The organism is Rickettsia endosymbiont of Urophora cardui (assembly GCF_964030725.1).
Lineage (GTDB): Bacteria > Pseudomonadota > Alphaproteobacteria > Rickettsiales > Rickettsiaceae > Rickettsia.
In genome coordinates this window covers 261,109-277,029 of sequence record NZ_CAXIPY010000007.1, presented here as the reverse complement: position 1 = coordinate 277,029, position 15,921 = coordinate 261,109, and the positions used below count along the sequence as shown (strand labels likewise).

Here is a 15,921-nt window from a genome sequence, read left to right as displayed (position 1 = left end):
CCATACATTTTTGCTAATTGTAATATTTTAAGATATATTTTATGCCCTTTATATGGATATATAGAGATAAGCTGGTCATACCTGACGAAATATAGCACGTGGGAATAAAGCTTCATAATATTGATATTGAACAAATGCTCCAGGTTTACGTACTAAACTATCAATAATATGTCTATAATCAATAACATAGCCATTGCTGATTCTAGACATTTTTTGTAAACATTTGTTACCATAGTAAAGCTCTATTTCTTCAGAATAAATATAAGCTTTTAAAGTATAACCTATTAAGCGACTAGGCACAGAATAAGCTACAGATAAAATACTAACTGTACTGCTTGGATTAACACGTACTGATAATATTGTAGGTGCATTCCATTTCCTGATTGGTAACTCTTGTAAATGAACTAATTCTTCAGCTAATTTTTCTTTTCTACAGCTATTTCGCTTTTCTTTAATTTGTGTAAGGAATAATTCATAAGCTTTTAAATCAACAAAATTACGTGATCCACGTAATAGCAGATGTTGATTCACTGCTTGCTTAAATGTATCATGACTTTTTTCAACAGAACCATTTTCATGACTGACGCCTGGATTATTTCGCGATGGTGCAACATTGTAATAACCAAGCAATTCTTGCCATCTTTCTGTAAATTGTCTACTATTACCACATTGCTTGGTAGCTGCACTTAAATTATCTGTACGATGCTCAACTCCCATACAGCTTTTTCAAACCCTGATGCTAATGTATCAAAACTTTCACTATGGCATATGCTAAAAGTTTCCCAACATGAATAAGGCAACATAAAATGAAATAGTAAGTGAGGATATGGTTGCCCACCAATACAAATACCCAATTGATTCATATTGCTCCAATCAGACTGACTCTGTTTGCCAGGAAGAATATTTTGTAAAAAGATTACTGTCTTATCCTTACCATGTGCAGCTCTCCATTGTTTCAACCTTTTCTGCAAACAGCGTAATTGCTTCCCATTATAATTCCCATGATACTTTTCTGTCAAATATGCTAATATGGTAGTTGCTTGCAACTCCGGTGCTGATTCTAGCATTGATTCTATTTCATCCCAGTGCTTCACAAATGGATCCTTACGTGTCCTATATTTACGTATTGTGCGTAATTCGCTTGGATACTTATTAATACGTAAATACTTACGTGCCGTTTTTACACTCATACCTGCTTTTGCAGCAGAAATTATCTGATTATATTTTTTGATCTTTTGCATTAAAATACCTACTTGGTTATTTGTACATGTCATCAGTAATTCTCGAATAATATTTAAATATTTAAAAATAAATTTTTATTCGATTTTACTGTCCATAGTTACTTCTTTTTTATAGGTAATTTTAATGTTCGTTGAGGGTAATTCTAATATTCGTTAGTCACACGAGATACTGTCAATATTTCTACAGAGAGTATATACCAGTTTATTTATACATCTCCTATAGCACAAAGGCAAAAATTATATTTATCTTTAGCAAGAAAAAGGAAAAATAGGTTGCATCATGGTACAAGAATCAGAAACAAAAGAATTACAATACCAAATCGAGTTTCCATTACTGAAAGACCAGAGATAAATAGAAAGATAGCAGCAATAGGTCATTTAGAAGGTGATTTAACTTTTAACAAAGGTAATCAAAGTCGTAATATAGGCGCTCTTGTGGATATCAGAACACAAAAAGTGTTTCTCACTTTAAACCGTTCAAAAAGAACACAAGATGTGATTGGTAACATGAATAAAAAACTTAAACAATTGTCGCATATAATCAAAAGCATAACGTTAGATAATGGCAAAGAATTTACCAATCATGAACAACTATTGCCAAAATCTGAACGAAAAGTATATTTTTGCAATCCTTATTCTCCATGGCAAAAACCATTGATAGAGAAGATTAACTCAATGGTGCACAGAGTATACTCTAAATCTTTAGATATAAAAAAATTAACAATAAAGCAATTACAAGAAATTGAGGATTTTTTAAATAATTTACCAAGAAAAGTGCTCGGTTATAAAACACCCAATGAGGTATGGGACGAAAATATAAATCTGGCTTAATTAATACTGGAATTTACCTTAACTCAATGGTGCACAGAGTATACTCTAAATCTTTAGATATAAAAAAATTAACAATAAAGCAATTACAAGAAATTGAGGATTTTTTAAATAATTTACCAAGAAAAGTGCTCGGTTATAAAACACCCAATGAGGTATGGGAGGCTCTGTCTCATCAATTGTGTAAATTTCGTGAACCATTAAATTCTACCATCAAATTTGATCATAAAATGAGCCATAGCTTCATTCCAATTGGGGATAGGCATAGACCATTTTTTGGTAATATAATCAATTGTCAGATATAAAACTTTAAATACTGCGTCATCATTTGGAAAGATGCGTTTATTCTTAGTAACTTTTCTCAATTGGCTATTCAGCGATTCTATCGCATTTGTAGTGTAAATAATCTTACGAATCTCCTTTGGATATTGCAAGAAAATTATCAAATTATCCCAATTATTATACCAAGATTTAGCTATATGCGGATATTGCTTACTCCATTTTTGATCAAATGACTCAAGAGCTAATTCTGCTTCTTTTTCAGTAGCAGAAGTATAGATTAGTTTCAAATCCGCTGCTAATTGCTTTCTATCTTTATATGATACATATTTGAGGCTATTCCTGATCTGATGGACAATACAAATTTGATGTTCAGTTTTCGGATATACTGATGCAATAGCATCAGACATACCAGTTAGATTATCACTACAAGCAATTAAGATATCTTTTACTCCTCGATTCTTCATTTCAGTAAAATTACCAAGCCAAAATTTAGCTCCTTCATTCTCACTTATCCATAAGCCTAAAATATCCTTTCTGCCAGATAAATCTATTCCTAAAGCTACATATACTGATTTATTAATAATAAGTTTATCTTGTCTTACTTTCACTACTAAACAGTCAAAATATACTATAGGGTATACTGATTCAAGAGGTCTACTCTGCCAAATCTTGACCTCATCTATTACTTCATCTGTAATCCTGCTGATTAGGCTCTCACTGATCTCAGCTCCATATAATTCTTGCAATTGTGTTTTAATATCAGACACACTCATACCCTTCGCATATAAGGATATTATCTTTTGGTCTAAGCCATCTATTCTTGTTTGTTTCTTTGAGACTATTATAGGTTCAAATTTACCTTGTCTGTCTCTTGGAACATTTATCTCTATAGTACCATTCTCACTAATCAGATTCTTACTAAAACTACCATTCCTCGCATTCTCAGTTTCAGCTCTATAGCTAACACGGAAATGTTTCTACCACAGATTAGGAAAAACTTAGGCATTGATCAATAATTTTACGTAAACAGTTTTTAAAGTTAGTCCAGCAATGTTTAATAGGATTTAGATCTGGTGAATATGTGAGTAAATACAAAAACTATGGTAAAAACCTTTCCGCGTTAGCTATATCATACTTGCTATAACCTAAATGTTCTGACATCTCAGCATGCAGTGCTCGCTCTAAAATACCCTTGGTTAATGGCTTTATTGCATAAATAAAATTTGTAGAGCAAGAGTGGTGATAATCTGGTAAGATGTCCTGAATTAAAAAATAATCCAGATTATATGAGATCTCGGAAGAAAGCCCCTTTTAGTAAATCACGCAAGTATTCTAAATATAAAATAACGAATTGGTCAGAATATAATAATTTTTTACGCAATAGGGGTCGCATAGATTTTATGATTGCCAGTGATTTGGCGATTGGCTGGTATGCTGATTACAGAGAGGAAATGAAACGAGGAAGACCTAGACGCTATAGTGATCACGCTATATTACAGTGTTTGAAGATCAGATGCTTATTCGGTCTTAAGTTACGCCAAACCCAAGGCTTTATAAACTGGCTCTTTGAAATATCGGGTTTATCTATTAGATGTCCAGACTATACAACATTAAGTAAGCGTATGAAGTCATTAGATCTTAGGTATTTACATGGAAATCAAGATAAAGAATTTAGTTGTATTTCAATGGATAGTACAGGGATACAAGCCTACACAGGGAACGAATGGCTAGAAAATAAGCATGGTAAGCAATATAAGCGTCGCATATGGAAAAAGCTACATATCGTTATAGAAGATCAAGGTATGATACTTGCCGATAGTACCACAGAGCATACTATAGATGATAGATCACAGATTGGACTACTAATAGCTAATGTCAGAGCCAAGGATTTTCTGGGAGATCGAGGGTATGACGGTGAATCTACATATCAATTGTTGAGCAAGAAGAAGATAAAACCAGTTATTAGACCCCCAAACTCTTCAGTAAAAGTTCAATCGCTTAGGGATAAAACTGAGAGAGATGCAGCTGTTATATATCAACAAAACAAAGGATACCAAGCATGGAGGGTAAAGAATAATTATGGTAGAAGGGAGCGTGTAGAGAACACGTTCTTTCGATTTAAAACTTCTTTTGGTAGTAAGTTTCTATCAAGACATGATCAAAATATGACAAAAGAAATGTCTATTAAATGCCACTTATTAAACAAAATGTTTGAAATTGGTAAACCTATCTCTGTGCCTGTTGGCTAGGCTAGCATTGCGGGGTTAGGGGCAGTATATTCAAAAGCTTATTTATGCAACAAAGCCCTGCTGCGAGGAGCATCATTCCAGAATTCAGGTTCTAAGTATCGGAGGTATAGAGCATACTACTACTAAAGCATATTCTCCTCAAACAAACGGTATGTGTGAGCGTTTTAATAAAACCATGAAACAAGAATTCTTTGATACAGCTATGCGGAAAAAGATTTATACAGATCTTGATGACCTACAATTAGATCTTGATATCTGGCTAGAGTATTTCAATAATGAAAGACCTCATTCTGGTAAATATTGTTATGGAAAAACTCCTATGCAAACTTTTAAGGATAGTAAGAAATTAGCTGTTGAAAAGAATAATGAAATCTTGTATCTTGAATATGTATCTGACAGTCAAAATTTAACTGACAATCAGGGGCAAAATTTATAGTGTCTGTAAGATCAAATCTTAACTTCTACAATTTACTTCAAAATAGTATGTTATAGTAAATTTCTATCAATAAGTATTTAATGCTATACTACGTAAACAAATTTCTTTCAAATAGTAAAGTACAAGCTGTTATTTTAGGAATAATCGGTCTTGCTACTATTTCGATGCTTGTATCATATAAGCTTGATGACCCGTCTTTTAATTCGGCAACAACTGGATATACTAATAATTTATTAGGGATTTTTGGTTCTTATCTATCTGATTTTTTATATCAATTTTTTGGGGTGGCAGCTTTTATAATACCGCTTTCTTGTTTTATTTGGGGGAAGAATTGCTGGCAACAGAAATATCGTAAATCCTTTATTCGTATATCGGTAATGCTACTTGCTCTTTTCAGCACCGCAGCTTTACTATCTAATTTTGATTTAGAATTCGTACCCTCTAATGGTGGTGGAGCAGCCGGTATAATTATTTTTCATTTTCTTAAACAATTCACCAATCAGCTTCATTTATTATTAGTATTTTTTACATTTATTATATTTGTTGTTTTATTTGAAATTAAATTTACTTCTTTAAGCAGCTTTATCATTAAATTAGGTAAATTCTTAGCATATAAAATACAAACTTTTTTCTATAATCTATTTTCACAATTAACTTTGCCAAAATTATTTTCCGGCAAAGCAAATAATAAAATAAAGGTTACCCCTTCTGATACAAAACCGGTAAGCGAAAAAATAAAATTTATAGCAGAGCCAAAGCCTATTATGGCTAAACCAGCACCTGTAAATCCAATAAAATTCTTTAATAAACCTGCTGCTCCTAAAATATCTCACAATGACGCAGCAGCATTGCCACCAATTTCGCTACTACGTAACCCTGAAAGTCATCATATAAAAGGTGCTTCATCGTCAGCATTGAAACAAAAAGCCGAAGAGCTGTTGACTGTACTAAATGATTTTGGTGTGAAAGGACAAATAATTAATATAAGCCAAGGTCCGGTAGTAACTTTATATGAGTTTGAGCCGGCAGCAGGCACTAAAACCTCAAGAGTAGTAGGATTATCTGATGATATAGCCCGCTCACTCTCAGCCCTATCAACAAGGATTGCAGTAGTACCTGGTAAAAATGTGCTTGGTATTGAGCTACCTAATAAGCAGCGAGAATTCTTTTGCTTAAAAGAGTTAATAGAAACACCAGAATATCAAGACAAATCAACTCTGCTACCTTTAGTCTTAGGTAAAGATTTGGCAGGTAAACCGCTTATTGCCGATCTTGCCAAAATGCCACACTTACTTGTTGCAGGGACAACCGGCTCAGGTAAATCGGTGGGAATTAACGCTATGATCGTCTCGCTGTTATATCGCTATACCCCTGAAGAGTGCCGCTTTATCATGATTGACCCAAAAATGCTTGAGTTATCAGCTTATGACGGGATACCGCATTTATTAACGCCCGTTGTAACCGAACCGACTAAAGCAGTAGTAGCACTGAAATGGGCAGTCAAAGAAATGGAAAACCGTTATAGAATGATGAGCAATATCGGCGTTAAGAATATTGCCGGCTATAATACTAAGATTCAGGAAGCAGTTAAAGAGGGAAGAATACTTGAGAAGTCAATTCAAACAGGCTTTGATCCTGAAACCGGTAGACCTATCTATGAAACTGTGGCAATGAATATGGAAAAGCTGCCGTTCATAGTGGTGATTGTTGATGAGATGGCTGATTTAATGCTAGTTGCCGGTAAAGATATCGAGATGTTGATACAGCGTTTAGCTCAAATGGCAAGAGCTGCCGGCATCCATATTATTATGGCAACACAAAGACCATCTGTTGATGTTATTACTGGTGTAATCAAGGCTAACTTCCCAAGCCGTATCAGCTTTAAGGTTACCTCTAAAATCGACAGCCGCACTATCTTAGGCGAACAGGGTTCAGAGCAGTTACTTGGTATGGGTGATATGCTATTTATGGGCAATACCTCTAAAATTACTAGGGTACATGGACCTTTTGTTAACGAATCTGAGATCGAGCAAATTACGGAATACTTAAAAGAAACAGGCGCGCCAGAATATATATCCGCTGTAACAGAGCAGCCTGATGAAGATGATAGTAGTATTGATATCGGTGATGGCACATCAGATGAAGTACTTTATAAAAAAGCCGTGCAGATAGTACGTGATGAACGAAAATCTTCCATTAGCTATATTCAAAGATCGCTTAGAATCGGTTATAACAAAGCTGCCAATTTAGTTGAGAAAATGGAAAAAGAAGGGATAGTATCCCTACCAAATCATACAGGTAAAAGAGAGATATTATTACCGGAAAGATAAAAGAGGAGTCTTTTGCAATGATTGTGTAAATTTTTGTTGAGCCTATATTAGAAGTAATTAAAAATATAGGTAACAGAAATGCAAATAGAGAAGAATAAAAAAATAAATGAAGCAATAGATTTGCTGATAGAAGGCGGAGTAGATTTAAAAACAGTACTAAGTCAGAATGGATTAATTAAGGAATTAACCAAGGGTATTTTAGAGCGAGCACTGCATGCTGAGATGTCAGAACATTTAGGTTGTAGCAAGTATGATAGAGCTGAAACTGAGAATGCGAGGAATGGTAGTTTTAGTAAGAATCTGATTAGTGAGAATGGTACTATAGAGCTAAATGTTCCAAGAGACAGACAAGGTAAATTTGAACCTATAATAGTCTCAAAGAAACAAACAAGAATAGATGGCTTAGACCAAAAGATAATATCCTTATATGCGAAGGGTATGAGTGTGTCTGATATTAAAACACAATTGCAAGAATTATATGGAGCTGAGATCAGTGAGAGCCTAATCAGCAGGATTACAGATGAAGTAATAGATGAGGTCAAGATTTGGCAGAGTAGACCTCTTGAATCAGTATACCCTATAGTATATTTTGACTGTTTAGTAGTGAAAGTAAGACAAGATAAACTTATTATTAATCTCTCAGGGTTTAATTCCCCGAAGCTCTGCTTCGTGATATCATAAGAAACAACTAAAACTTTTTTAGATACCTCGTAGCTCTGCTGCGAGGAGCATCATTCCAGAATTCAGGTTTATTAAACAAAATGTTTGAAATTGGTAAACCTATCTCTGTGCCTGTTGGCTAGGCTAGCATTGCGGGGTTAGGGGCAGTATATTCAAAAGCTTATTTATGCAACAAAGCCATACAGTAAAGGACTCAAGTTAGTAACTGGCATAAAGAAGAAAATGAAAAATAAACTTATGCCATTATTTGAAAAAATATTATTACGCAAACGCTCAATTATCGAAACAGTATTTAGTGTGCTGAAGGGTTCTTTCGAGATCGAGCATACACACAAAGACATAGATCAATTTGGAATGCCTTTGTACATATCTTATCCGCACTAATTGCATACTGTATGAAACCTAACAAACCTGCTATATCTCAAAATTAGCTAATCCAGAATTCAGGTTGCGAGGAGAGCGACGCTCTGTTGCAATCTTAGGAATTTTATACTACCTCATGAGATTGTTGCGTCGAAACTTGCAGTTTCTCCTCGCAATGACTTTTATTAGAACTTAAGTTTTGTACCGATCAGACCAACAGTACCTTTAGTTTTCTTGTTAGGAGCTTCAGGATAATATACTGGTTTACCTTTAGCTTGGAAATGTGAAATTTCTGCATATGGTAATAAACCTGGCATAATTTTATATTCTGTAGCTACAGTTATAGTATCCACAGTGTTCTTATATCTTGAAGATTTAAAATAGCTAAGGCTTGTTTTAATAGGACCTTGACCATAAGCGATAGCTCCGTTGTAATAATAAGTATTACGACCATTTTTATGGTATTCAGGAGTTGTTAAACTTTTTCCTAAGCTACCATAAGAAGCACCGCATGAGAAATTACCATATGTAAAAACTGCACCAAGATTATAAGCTTTTAAGTTAGATAGTTTATAAGTATCTAATACTGTATATGTTTTATCTATTACTTTGGAACGAACAGCAAGGCGAGCAGGTTTACCATATTCACCAGTAATGGATAATTTTAAATCTGCATCTTCACCAAGTGCATGTTCATAAGTTGAACCACCAGATACTGAATCTGTAACATTTTGATTAATAGTAATAATTTCGTCGTTTTCTACGATGTTACGCTTTATGCCAGTGCGGACATTAGTAATACCAGTAATCGAATCATCAAATACGACATTATTTATATTTTTATTGCCACCTGTGTTGGCAGAATCAAGAGTATAAGATATACCGGCTTGGAAACCTTTCATTTTGGGGGTATAGAAGCTAATCTTTCTAGCTGCCTCAGCTTTAACATTAAATTCGTCAAAATTGTTAGAAAATGACTCTATATAGAAGCTAGGGCCGGTATCAAAATCGGGTTTTAATTTTTCATATTGCATGTATTTACTACCAACGTTAATATATCTCCAATATCCACCTGATCCAGCAGCTACTTGACCACCAGTAATACGAAGTTTATTACCTGCATCATAAGGAGAACCAAGTTCTACTTTACCGTAACTAGTTTCAATAAAGATGTGAGAACCATTATAAGATGTAGATGTTTTTGATCTTGTAGTAGGTTGTAATACTATTTTAACCCCACCTATTACATCATTTATAGTTTTAGTTATAGTAGCCGCAAATGCTGCCTCTGTATAAAACGCTGTTTTTTTCCTATTGTCACTTAAATTTTCAAATTCACCTAAACGATTTTGATTCGAGAAACCACTTTCAAATAGATAAAAACCTTCTAATTTTATTTCAGAATCAGAACTAGAAATGACAGGAGTTGTACTTCCTGAGGCAAAACTGGTAGTAGATGCAAGACCAATAATACTTGCTAATAATAACTTTTTCACTTTAAAACCTCCATATATTTAGTGAAACTATATGCTATAATTAAGGTTATTACGTTATAGCGGCTAAATTAACTTTATGCTGAATATAATATAATTTTTAAAACTTACAATAAATAAACATATTTTAATTTGTAATTATTTATTTATAGATGTATAATGTTGTATTATTACAATTTATGTTATTAAAGTGGTTTAAAGTTAAAGCAATTACAATTTTTAAATAAACATAATTACTTTGTATTAAAAATAATTATCGGTTATATCTTATAGTCTAACTAAATAATAAATTTATTATGTCTATAATGTCGGATAAATGGATAAGGGAAGCTGTTATAAATCATAAAATGATTAAGCCTTTTGCAGAAAAGCAAGTAAGGGTTAAAGATTCAGAAAAAATTATTTCATATGGTTTATCTTCTTATGGTTATGATGCTAGAGTATCAAATGAGTTTAAAATATTCACCAATATAAACTCTACTATGGTTGATCCTAAAAATTTTGATAAATATAATTTAGTTGATAGAGAAGTGGATGTATGCATTATTCCGCCCAATAGCTTTGCACTTGGTAGAACTGTAGAATATTTTAAAATACCACGTGACGTATTAGTTATTTGTGTTGGTAAATCTACTTATGCAAGGTGCGGTATAATAGTAAATGTTACGCCTCTAGAACCAGAATGGGAGGGGCATGTAACGCTAGAGTTTTCAAATACTACCCCGCTGCCGGCTAAGATTTATGCAAATGAGGGAGCTTGTCAATTTTTATTTTTAAAAGGTGATCAAATTTGCGACTTATCTTATGCAGATCGTCAAGGAAAATATATGAAACAATTAGGTGTAACTTTGCCCTTAACATAATTATTACTTTTTTTGTTGCAAGATACATGTAAATATATTTTATATAAAAGCATGTTAATCTCTCAGGGTTTAATTCCCCGAAGCTCTGCTTCGTGATATACTACTTGAATGGAAGAAAGCAGTTATATACATAAGAGTCATAATGTCACAGTACTAATATATCATTTAGTAACGCCGGCAAAGTATAGAAGAGTAATATTCAATCAAGAACTAGATGATTATTTGTGTAAAATTTGTGAGCACATAGAAGATCGTTATGAAATTAGATTTTTAGAAATAGGAGTAGATAAAGATCACGTACATTTTTTATTACAGTCAATACCAATGTATAGCCCAACAAAAATAACTCAAATCATAAAAAGTATTACTTCTAAAAAAATGTTTGAGAAATATCCAAATCTTAAAGAAAAATTATGGGGAAGTGAGTTTTGGAGTAAAGGATATTTTATGAGCACAGTAGGTAAACATGGTGATGAGCAGAAATTACGTAATTATGTACAGAATCAAGGTTCAGGCAAACCTTCTTATAAAGCATTTCAACAAAAACAGTTAAAGCTTTTTGGATAGATACCTCGTAGCTCTGCTGCGAGGAGCATCATTTAACCATTTTTCTTAATAAAGGATTTTATGAGTACAATAAATACCGATGCAAACGAGGCGATGCCTCATATTTCTGTTAATGCACAATATATAAAAGATTTATCTCTTGAAAATCCTGATGCTCCATCTTCTTTGGCAGCTTTAGAACATAGACCTCAAATTGATTTGTCTCTTGATATAAATATTACTAATCTATCAGAAGAAAATTTTTATGAAGTCGAATTAAATATTGAAGCAGTAGCAAGAAATGAGAAATATAAATTGTTTCAAGTAGAGCTAAAATATGCAGGTGTATTTAACTTAATTAATATTGCTCCTGAGCAACATCAAATTTTGCTATCAGTCCATTGTCCGGCAATGATATTTCCATTCGCTAGAAAAATTATAGCAAGTTGTACTCAAGATGCGGGATTTCAACCTTTAATGATTGATCCGATAGATTTTGGAGCTTTGTACCATAAGAAAATGTCTGAGCATCAAAACTAAGAACCTTTTAGTTATTAGGGAATCTTACCTTTTACTTAAAATGATGCTCCTCGCAGCAGAGCTACGAGGTATCTATCCAAAAAGCTTTAACTGTTTTTGTTGAAATGCTTTGTAAGAAGGTTTGCCTGAACCTTGATTCTGTACATAATTACGTAATTTCTGCTCATCACCATGTTTACCTACTGTGCTCATAAAATATCCTTTACTCCAAAACTCACTTCCCCATAATTTTTCTTTAAGATTTGGATATTTCTCAAACATTTTCTTAGAAGTAATACTTTTTATGATTTGCGTTATTTTTGTTGGGATATACATTGGTAACGCTAATTTAGGATAAGGGGCTTTGTTGCATAAATAAAATTTGTAGAGCAAGAGTGGTGATAATCTGGTAAGATGTCCTGAATTAAAAATAATCCAGATTATATGAGATCTCGGAAGAAAGCCCCTTTTAGTAAATCACGCAAGTATTCTAAATATAAAATAACGAATTGGTCAGAATATAATAATTTTTTACGCAATAGGGGTCGCATAGATTTTATGATTGCCAGTGATTTGGCGATTGGCTGGTATGCTGATTACAGAGAGGAAATGAAACGAGGAAGACCTAGACGCTATAGTGATCACGCTATATTACAGTGTTTGAAGATCAGATGCTTATTCGGTCTTAAGTTACGCCAAACCCAAGGCTTTATAAACTGGCTCTTTGAAATATCGGGTTTATCTATTAGATGTCCAGACTATACAACATTAAGTAAGCGTATGAAGTCATTAGATCTTAGGTATTTACATGGAAATCAAGATAAAGAATTTAGTTGTATTTCAATGGATAGTACAGGGATACAAGCCTACACAGGGAACGAATGGCTAGAAAATAAGCATGGTAAGCAATATAAGCGTCGCATATGGAAAAAGCTACATATCGTTATAGAAGATCAAGGTATGATACTTGCCGATAGTACCACAGAGCATACTATAGATGATAGATCACAGATTGGACTACTAATAGCTAATGTCAGAGCCAAGGATTTTCTGGGAGATCGAGGGTATGACGGTGAATCTACATATCAATTGTTGAGAAAGAAGAAGATAAAACCAGTTATTAGACCCCCAAACTCTTCAGTAAAAGTTCAATCGCTTAGGGATAAAACTGAGAGAGATGCAGCTGTTATATATCAACAAAACAAAGGATACCAAGCATGGAGGGTAAAGAATAATTATGGTAGAAGGGAGCGTGTAGAGAACACGTTCTTTCGATTTAAAACTTCGAGTCTTTTGCAATGATTGTGTAAATTTTTGTTGAGCCTATATTAGAAGTAATTAAAAATATAGGTAACAGAAATGCAAATAGAGAAGAATAAAAAAATAAATGAAGCAATAGATTTGCTGATAGAAGGTGGAGTAGATTTAAAAACAGTACTAAGTCAGAATGGATTAATTAAGGAATTAACCAAGGGTATTTTAGAGCGAGCACTGCATGCTGAGATGTCAGAACATTTAGGTTATAGCAAGTATGATAGAGCTGAAACTGAGAATGCGAGGAATGGTAGTTTTAGTAAGAATCTGATTAGTGAGAATGGTACTATAGAGCTAAATGTTCCAAGAGACAGACAAGGTAAATTTGAACCTATAATAGTCTCAAAGAAACAAACAAGAATAGATGGCTTAGACCAAAAGATAATATCCTTATATGCGAAGGGTATGAGTGTGTCTGATATTAAAACACAATTGCAAGAATTATATGGAGCTGAGATCAGTGAGAGCCTAATCAGCAGGATTACAGATGAAGTAATAGATGAGGTCAAGATTTGGCAGAGTAGACCTCTTGAATCAGTATACCCTATAGTATATTTTGACTGTTTAGTAGTGAAAGTAAGACAAGATAAACTTATTATTAATAAATCAGTATATGTAGCTTTAGGAATAGATTTATCTGGCAGAAAGGATATTTTAGGCTTATGGATAAGTGAGAATGAAGGAGCTAAATTTTGGCTCGGTAATTTTACTGAAATGAAGAATCGAGGAGTAAAAGATATGGAAAGTTCTATAATTAATTAAGCCAGATATAATCAATTTTTAATCTCTCAGGGTTTAATTCCCCGAAGCTCTGCTTCGTGATATCATAAGAAACAACTAAAACTTTTTTAGATACCTCGTAGCTCTGCTGCGAGGAGCATCATTTAAATATAGATATATCATGGCTCATTTAACGATAGATGAAAGATTTAAAATATACGAAATGAATAAGAGTGGTTATAGCTCGCGATATATAGGGACAAAGATTGGCCGTGATAAAAGCACTATATGTTATGAACTCAAGAGAATGAGGCATAATTATAGACCAGATAGGGCTAACACACTTGCTTGCAGTTTAAGGCAAGGTAAGAGAAAAAGAAAATTAGATATTGATAATAATTTACGAGCAGAAATAATAAAGCAGTTAACACAGGGTATTTCACCAGATATAATTTCAGGTAGACGTAAACTATCACGAGATACTGTCAATATTTCTACAGAGAGTATATACCAGTTTATTTATACATCTCCTATAGCACAAAGGCAAAAATTATATTTATCTTTAGCAAGAAAAAGGAAAAATAGGTTGCATCATGGTACAAGAATCAGAAACAAAAGAATTACAATACCAAATCGAGTTTCCATTACTGAAAGACCAGAGATAAATAGAAAGATAGCAGCAATAGGTCATTTAGAAGGTGATTTAACTTTTAACAAAGGTAATCAAAGTCGTAATATAGGCGCTCTTGTGGATATCAGAACACAAAAAGTGTTTCTCACTTTAAACCGTTCAAAAAGAACACAAGATGTGATTGGTAACATGAATAAAAAACTTAAACAATTGTCGCATATAATCAAAAGCATAACGTTTGTAGAAGTTAAGATTTGATCTTACAGACACTATAAATTTTGCCCCTGATTGTCAGTTAAATTTTGACTGTCAGATACATATTCAAGATACAAGATTTCATTATTCTTTTCAACAGCTAATTTCTTACTATCCTTAAAGGCTTTGTTGCATAAATAAAATTTGTAGAGCAAAAGTGGTGATAATCTGGTAAGATGTCCTGAATTAAAAAATAATCCAGATTATATGAGATCTCGGAAGAAAGCCCCTTTTAGTAAATCACGCAAGTATTCTAAATATAAAATAACGAATTGGTCAGAATATAATAATTTTTTACGCAATAGGGGTCGCATAGATTTTATGATTGCCAGTGATTTGGCGATTGGCTGGTATGCTGATTACAGAGAGGAAATGAAACGAGGAAGACCTAGACGCTATAGTGATCACGCTATATTACAGTGTTTGAAGATCAGATGCTTATTCGGTCTTAAGTTACGCCAAACCCAAGGCTTTATAAACTGGCTCTTTGAAATATCGGGTTTATCTATTAGATGTCCAGACTATACAACATTAAGTAAGCGTATGAAGTCATTAGATCTTAGGTATTTACATGGAAATCAAGATAAAGAATTTAGTTGTATTTCAATGGATAGTACAGGGATACAAGCCTACACAGGGAACGAATGGCTAGAAAATAAGCATGGTAAGCAATATAAGCGTCGCATATGGAAAAAGCTACATATCGTTATAGAAGATCAAGGTATGATACTTGCCGATAGTACCACAGAGCATACTATAGATGATAGATCACAGATTGGACTACTAATAGCTAATGTCAGAGCCAAGGATTTTCTGGGAGATCGAGGGTATGACGGTGAATCTACATATCAATTGTTGAGAAAGAAGAAGATAAAACCAGTTATTAGACCCCCAAACTCTTCAGTAAAAGTTCAATCGCTTAGGGATAAAACTGAGAGAGATGCAGCTGTTATATATCAACAAAACAAAGGATACCAAGCATGGAGGGTAAAGAATAATTATGGTAGAAGGGAGCGTGTAGAGAACACGTTCTTTCGATTTAAAACTTCTTTTGGTAGTAAGTTTCTATCAAGACATGATCAAAATATGACAAAAGAAATGTCTATTAAATGCCACTTATTAAACAAAATGTTTGAAATTGGTAAACCTATCTCTGTGCCTGTTGGCTAG

Annotated in this window: 12 protein-coding genes and 8 pseudogenes; 14 read left to right on the top strand and 6 right to left on the bottom strand. The window is 33.4% G+C overall.

The window, feature by feature from the left end; genetic code table 11:
- Window positions 1–75: 75 nt before the first annotated feature.
- Both AAHI98_RS15345 and AAHI98_RS15340 read right to left on the bottom strand, forming a co-directional pair.
- Complete coding sequence (locus AAHI98_RS15345; RefSeq protein WP_342226386.1) at window positions 76–717, bottom strand: Mu transposase domain-containing protein; 642 nt, start codon at window positions 715–717, stop codon at window positions 76–78.
- Window positions 687–1,274: a hypothetical protein gene (locus AAHI98_RS15340; protein WP_342226385.1), complete on the bottom strand. Its 588-nt coding sequence runs from the start codon at window positions 1,272–1,274 to the stop codon at window positions 687–689. The genes AAHI98_RS15345 and AAHI98_RS15340 overlap by 31 nt, the downstream gene beginning before the upstream one ends.
- Window positions 1,275–1,397: 123 nt before the next feature.
- Here AAHI98_RS15340 and AAHI98_RS15335 point away from each other — a divergent pair.
- Window positions 1,398–2,072 (top strand): annotated as a pseudogene (locus AAHI98_RS15335) (IS30 family transposase); the annotation flags it as partial.
- Window positions 2,045–2,374, top strand: coding sequence for a hypothetical protein (locus tag AAHI98_RS15330; RefSeq protein WP_342226384.1), 330 nt, complete (start codon window positions 2,045–2,047; stop codon window positions 2,372–2,374). The pseudogene AAHI98_RS15335 and the gene AAHI98_RS15330, both read left to right, overlap by 28 nt.
- On the opposite strand, the pseudogene AAHI98_RS15325 reads toward AAHI98_RS15330, so the two are convergent.
- Window positions 2,270–3,307: pseudogene (locus tag AAHI98_RS15325) on the bottom strand (IS256 family transposase); the annotation flags it as partial. The gene AAHI98_RS15330 and the pseudogene AAHI98_RS15325 overlap by 105 nt on opposite strands.
- A gap of 330 nt (window positions 3,308–3,637) precedes the next feature.
- Here AAHI98_RS15325 and AAHI98_RS15320 point away from each other — a divergent pair.
- The 5 genes and pseudogenes from AAHI98_RS15320 to AAHI98_RS15300 all read left to right on the top strand — a co-directional run.
- On the top strand, window positions 3,638–4,600 hold the full coding sequence (locus tag AAHI98_RS15320; RefSeq protein ID WP_342226292.1) for an IS5 family transposase: 963 nt from the start codon (window positions 3,638–3,640) through the stop codon (window positions 4,598–4,600).
- 88 nt (window positions 4,601–4,688) lie between these two features.
- Window positions 4,689–5,036 (top strand): annotated as a pseudogene (locus AAHI98_RS15315) (integrase core domain-containing protein); the annotation flags it as partial.
- Window positions 5,037–5,116: 80 nt separating this feature from the next.
- Window positions 5,117–7,366, top strand: a complete 2,250-nt coding sequence (locus AAHI98_RS15310) for a DNA translocase FtsK (protein ID WP_342226383.1) — start codon at window positions 5,117–5,119, stop codon at window positions 7,364–7,366.
- An 84-nt stretch (window positions 7,367–7,450) separates the two neighbouring features.
- Window positions 7,451–8,008: pseudogene (locus AAHI98_RS15305) on the top strand (IS256 family transposase); the annotation flags it as partial.
- 186 nt (window positions 8,009–8,194) lie between these two features.
- Window positions 8,195–8,478: pseudogene (locus AAHI98_RS15300) on the top strand (transposase); the annotation flags it as partial.
- Window positions 8,479–8,595: 117 nt separating this feature from the next.
- Here the strand turns inward: AAHI98_RS15300 and AAHI98_RS15295 are convergent.
- The gene (locus tag AAHI98_RS15295) at window positions 8,596–9,906 is read right to left on the bottom strand and encodes a porin (RefSeq protein WP_342226381.1); all 1,311 of its coding nucleotides are present in this window, start codon (window positions 9,904–9,906) and stop codon (window positions 8,596–8,598) included.
- Between the two features lie 293 nt (window positions 9,907–10,199).
- On the opposite strand from AAHI98_RS15295, the gene dcd reads away from it, so the two are divergent.
- The 3 genes from dcd (at window position 10,200) to secB (ending at window position 11,852) form a co-directional block, all read left to right on the top strand.
- Window positions 10,200–10,766, top strand: coding sequence for a dCTP deaminase (gene dcd, locus AAHI98_RS15290; RefSeq protein ID WP_342226380.1), 567 nt, complete (start codon window positions 10,200–10,202; stop codon window positions 10,764–10,766).
- Between the two features lie 108 nt (window positions 10,767–10,874).
- Entirely contained in the window at window positions 10,875–11,333 is a 459-nt protein-coding gene (gene tnpA / locus AAHI98_RS15285; protein ID WP_342224823.1) for an IS200/IS605 family transposase, read from the top strand.
- Window positions 11,334–11,393: 60 nt separating this feature from the next.
- On the top strand, window positions 11,394–11,852 hold the full coding sequence (secB, locus tag AAHI98_RS15280; RefSeq protein WP_011477947.1) for a protein-export chaperone SecB: 459 nt from the start codon (window positions 11,394–11,396) through the stop codon (window positions 11,850–11,852).
- Window positions 11,853–11,924: 72 nt separating this feature from the next.
- On the opposite strand, the gene tnpA (AAHI98_RS15275) is transcribed toward secB, so the two are convergent.
- Window positions 11,925–12,167 (bottom strand): IS200/IS605 family transposase, encoded by a 243-nt coding sequence (gene tnpA / locus AAHI98_RS15275; RefSeq protein ID WP_342226379.1) that lies wholly within the window; start codon window positions 12,165–12,167, stop codon window positions 11,925–11,927.
- A gap of 108 nt (window positions 12,168–12,275) precedes the next feature.
- Here tnpA (AAHI98_RS15275) and AAHI98_RS15270 point away from each other — a divergent pair, with 108 nt between their 5' ends.
- The 3 genes and pseudogenes from AAHI98_RS15270 to AAHI98_RS15260 all read left to right on the top strand — a co-directional run.
- Window positions 12,276–13,133 (top strand): IS5 family transposase, encoded by an 858-nt coding sequence (locus tag AAHI98_RS15270; protein ID WP_342226378.1) that lies wholly within the window; start codon window positions 12,276–12,278, stop codon window positions 13,131–13,133.
- A 57-nt stretch (window positions 13,134–13,190) separates the two neighbouring features.
- Window positions 13,191–13,886, top strand: a pseudogene (locus AAHI98_RS15265) (IS256 family transposase); the annotation flags it as partial.
- 160 nt (window positions 13,887–14,046) lie between these two features.
- Window positions 14,047–14,733, top strand: a pseudogene (locus AAHI98_RS15260) (IS30 family transposase); the annotation flags it as partial.
- Between the two features lie 32 nt (window positions 14,734–14,765).
- Here the strand turns inward: AAHI98_RS15260 and AAHI98_RS18320 are convergent.
- Window positions 14,766–14,879, bottom strand: a pseudogene (locus AAHI98_RS18320) (IS481 family transposase); the annotation flags it as partial.
- A 79-nt stretch (window positions 14,880–14,958) separates the two neighbouring features.
- Between AAHI98_RS18320 and AAHI98_RS15255 the strand changes: the two are divergent.
- On the top strand, window positions 14,959–15,921 hold the full coding sequence (locus AAHI98_RS15255) for an IS5 family transposase (RefSeq protein ID WP_342224734.1): 963 nt from the start codon (window positions 14,959–14,961) through the stop codon (window positions 15,919–15,921).

What these genes read in the sequence shown, in the direction of transcription:
- AAHI98_RS15320 (WP_342226292.1), top strand. Translation starts at nt 3,638, where the DNA reads ATGAGATCTCGGAAGAAAGCCCCTTTTAGTAAATCACGCAAGTATTCT.
- AAHI98_RS15330 (WP_342226384.1), top strand. Translation starts at nt 2,045, where the DNA reads ATGGGACGAAAATATAAATCTGGCTTAATTAATACTGGAATTTACCTT.
- AAHI98_RS15270 (WP_342226378.1), top strand. Translation starts at nt 12,276, where the DNA reads ATGAGATCTCGGAAGAAAGCCCCTTTTAGTAAATCACGCAAGTATTCT.
- tnpA (WP_342226379.1), bottom strand. Translation starts at nt 12,167, where the DNA reads ATGTATATCCCAACAAAAATAACGCAAATCATAAAAAGTATTACTTCT.
- secB (WP_011477947.1), top strand. Translation starts at nt 11,394, where the DNA reads ATGAGTACAATAAATACCGATGCAAACGAGGCGATGCCTCATATTTCT.
- AAHI98_RS15310 (WP_342226383.1), top strand. Translation starts at nt 5,117, where the DNA reads ATGCTATACTACGTAAACAAATTTCTTTCAAATAGTAAAGTACAAGCT.
- AAHI98_RS15345 (WP_342226386.1), bottom strand. Translation starts at nt 717, where the DNA reads ATGGGAGTTGAGCATCGTACAGATAATTTAAGTGCAGCTACCAAGCAA.
- AAHI98_RS15255 (WP_342224734.1), top strand. Translation starts at nt 14,959, where the DNA reads ATGAGATCTCGGAAGAAAGCCCCTTTTAGTAAATCACGCAAGTATTCT.
- AAHI98_RS15340 (WP_342226385.1), bottom strand. Translation starts at nt 1,274, where the DNA reads ATGACATGTACAAATAACCAAGTAGGTATTTTAATGCAAAAGATCAAA.
- tnpA (WP_342224823.1), top strand. Translation starts at nt 10,875, where the DNA reads ATGGAAGAAAGCAGTTATATACATAAGAGTCATAATGTCACAGTACTA.
- dcd (WP_342226380.1), top strand. Translation starts at nt 10,200, where the DNA reads ATGTCTATAATGTCGGATAAATGGATAAGGGAAGCTGTTATAAATCAT.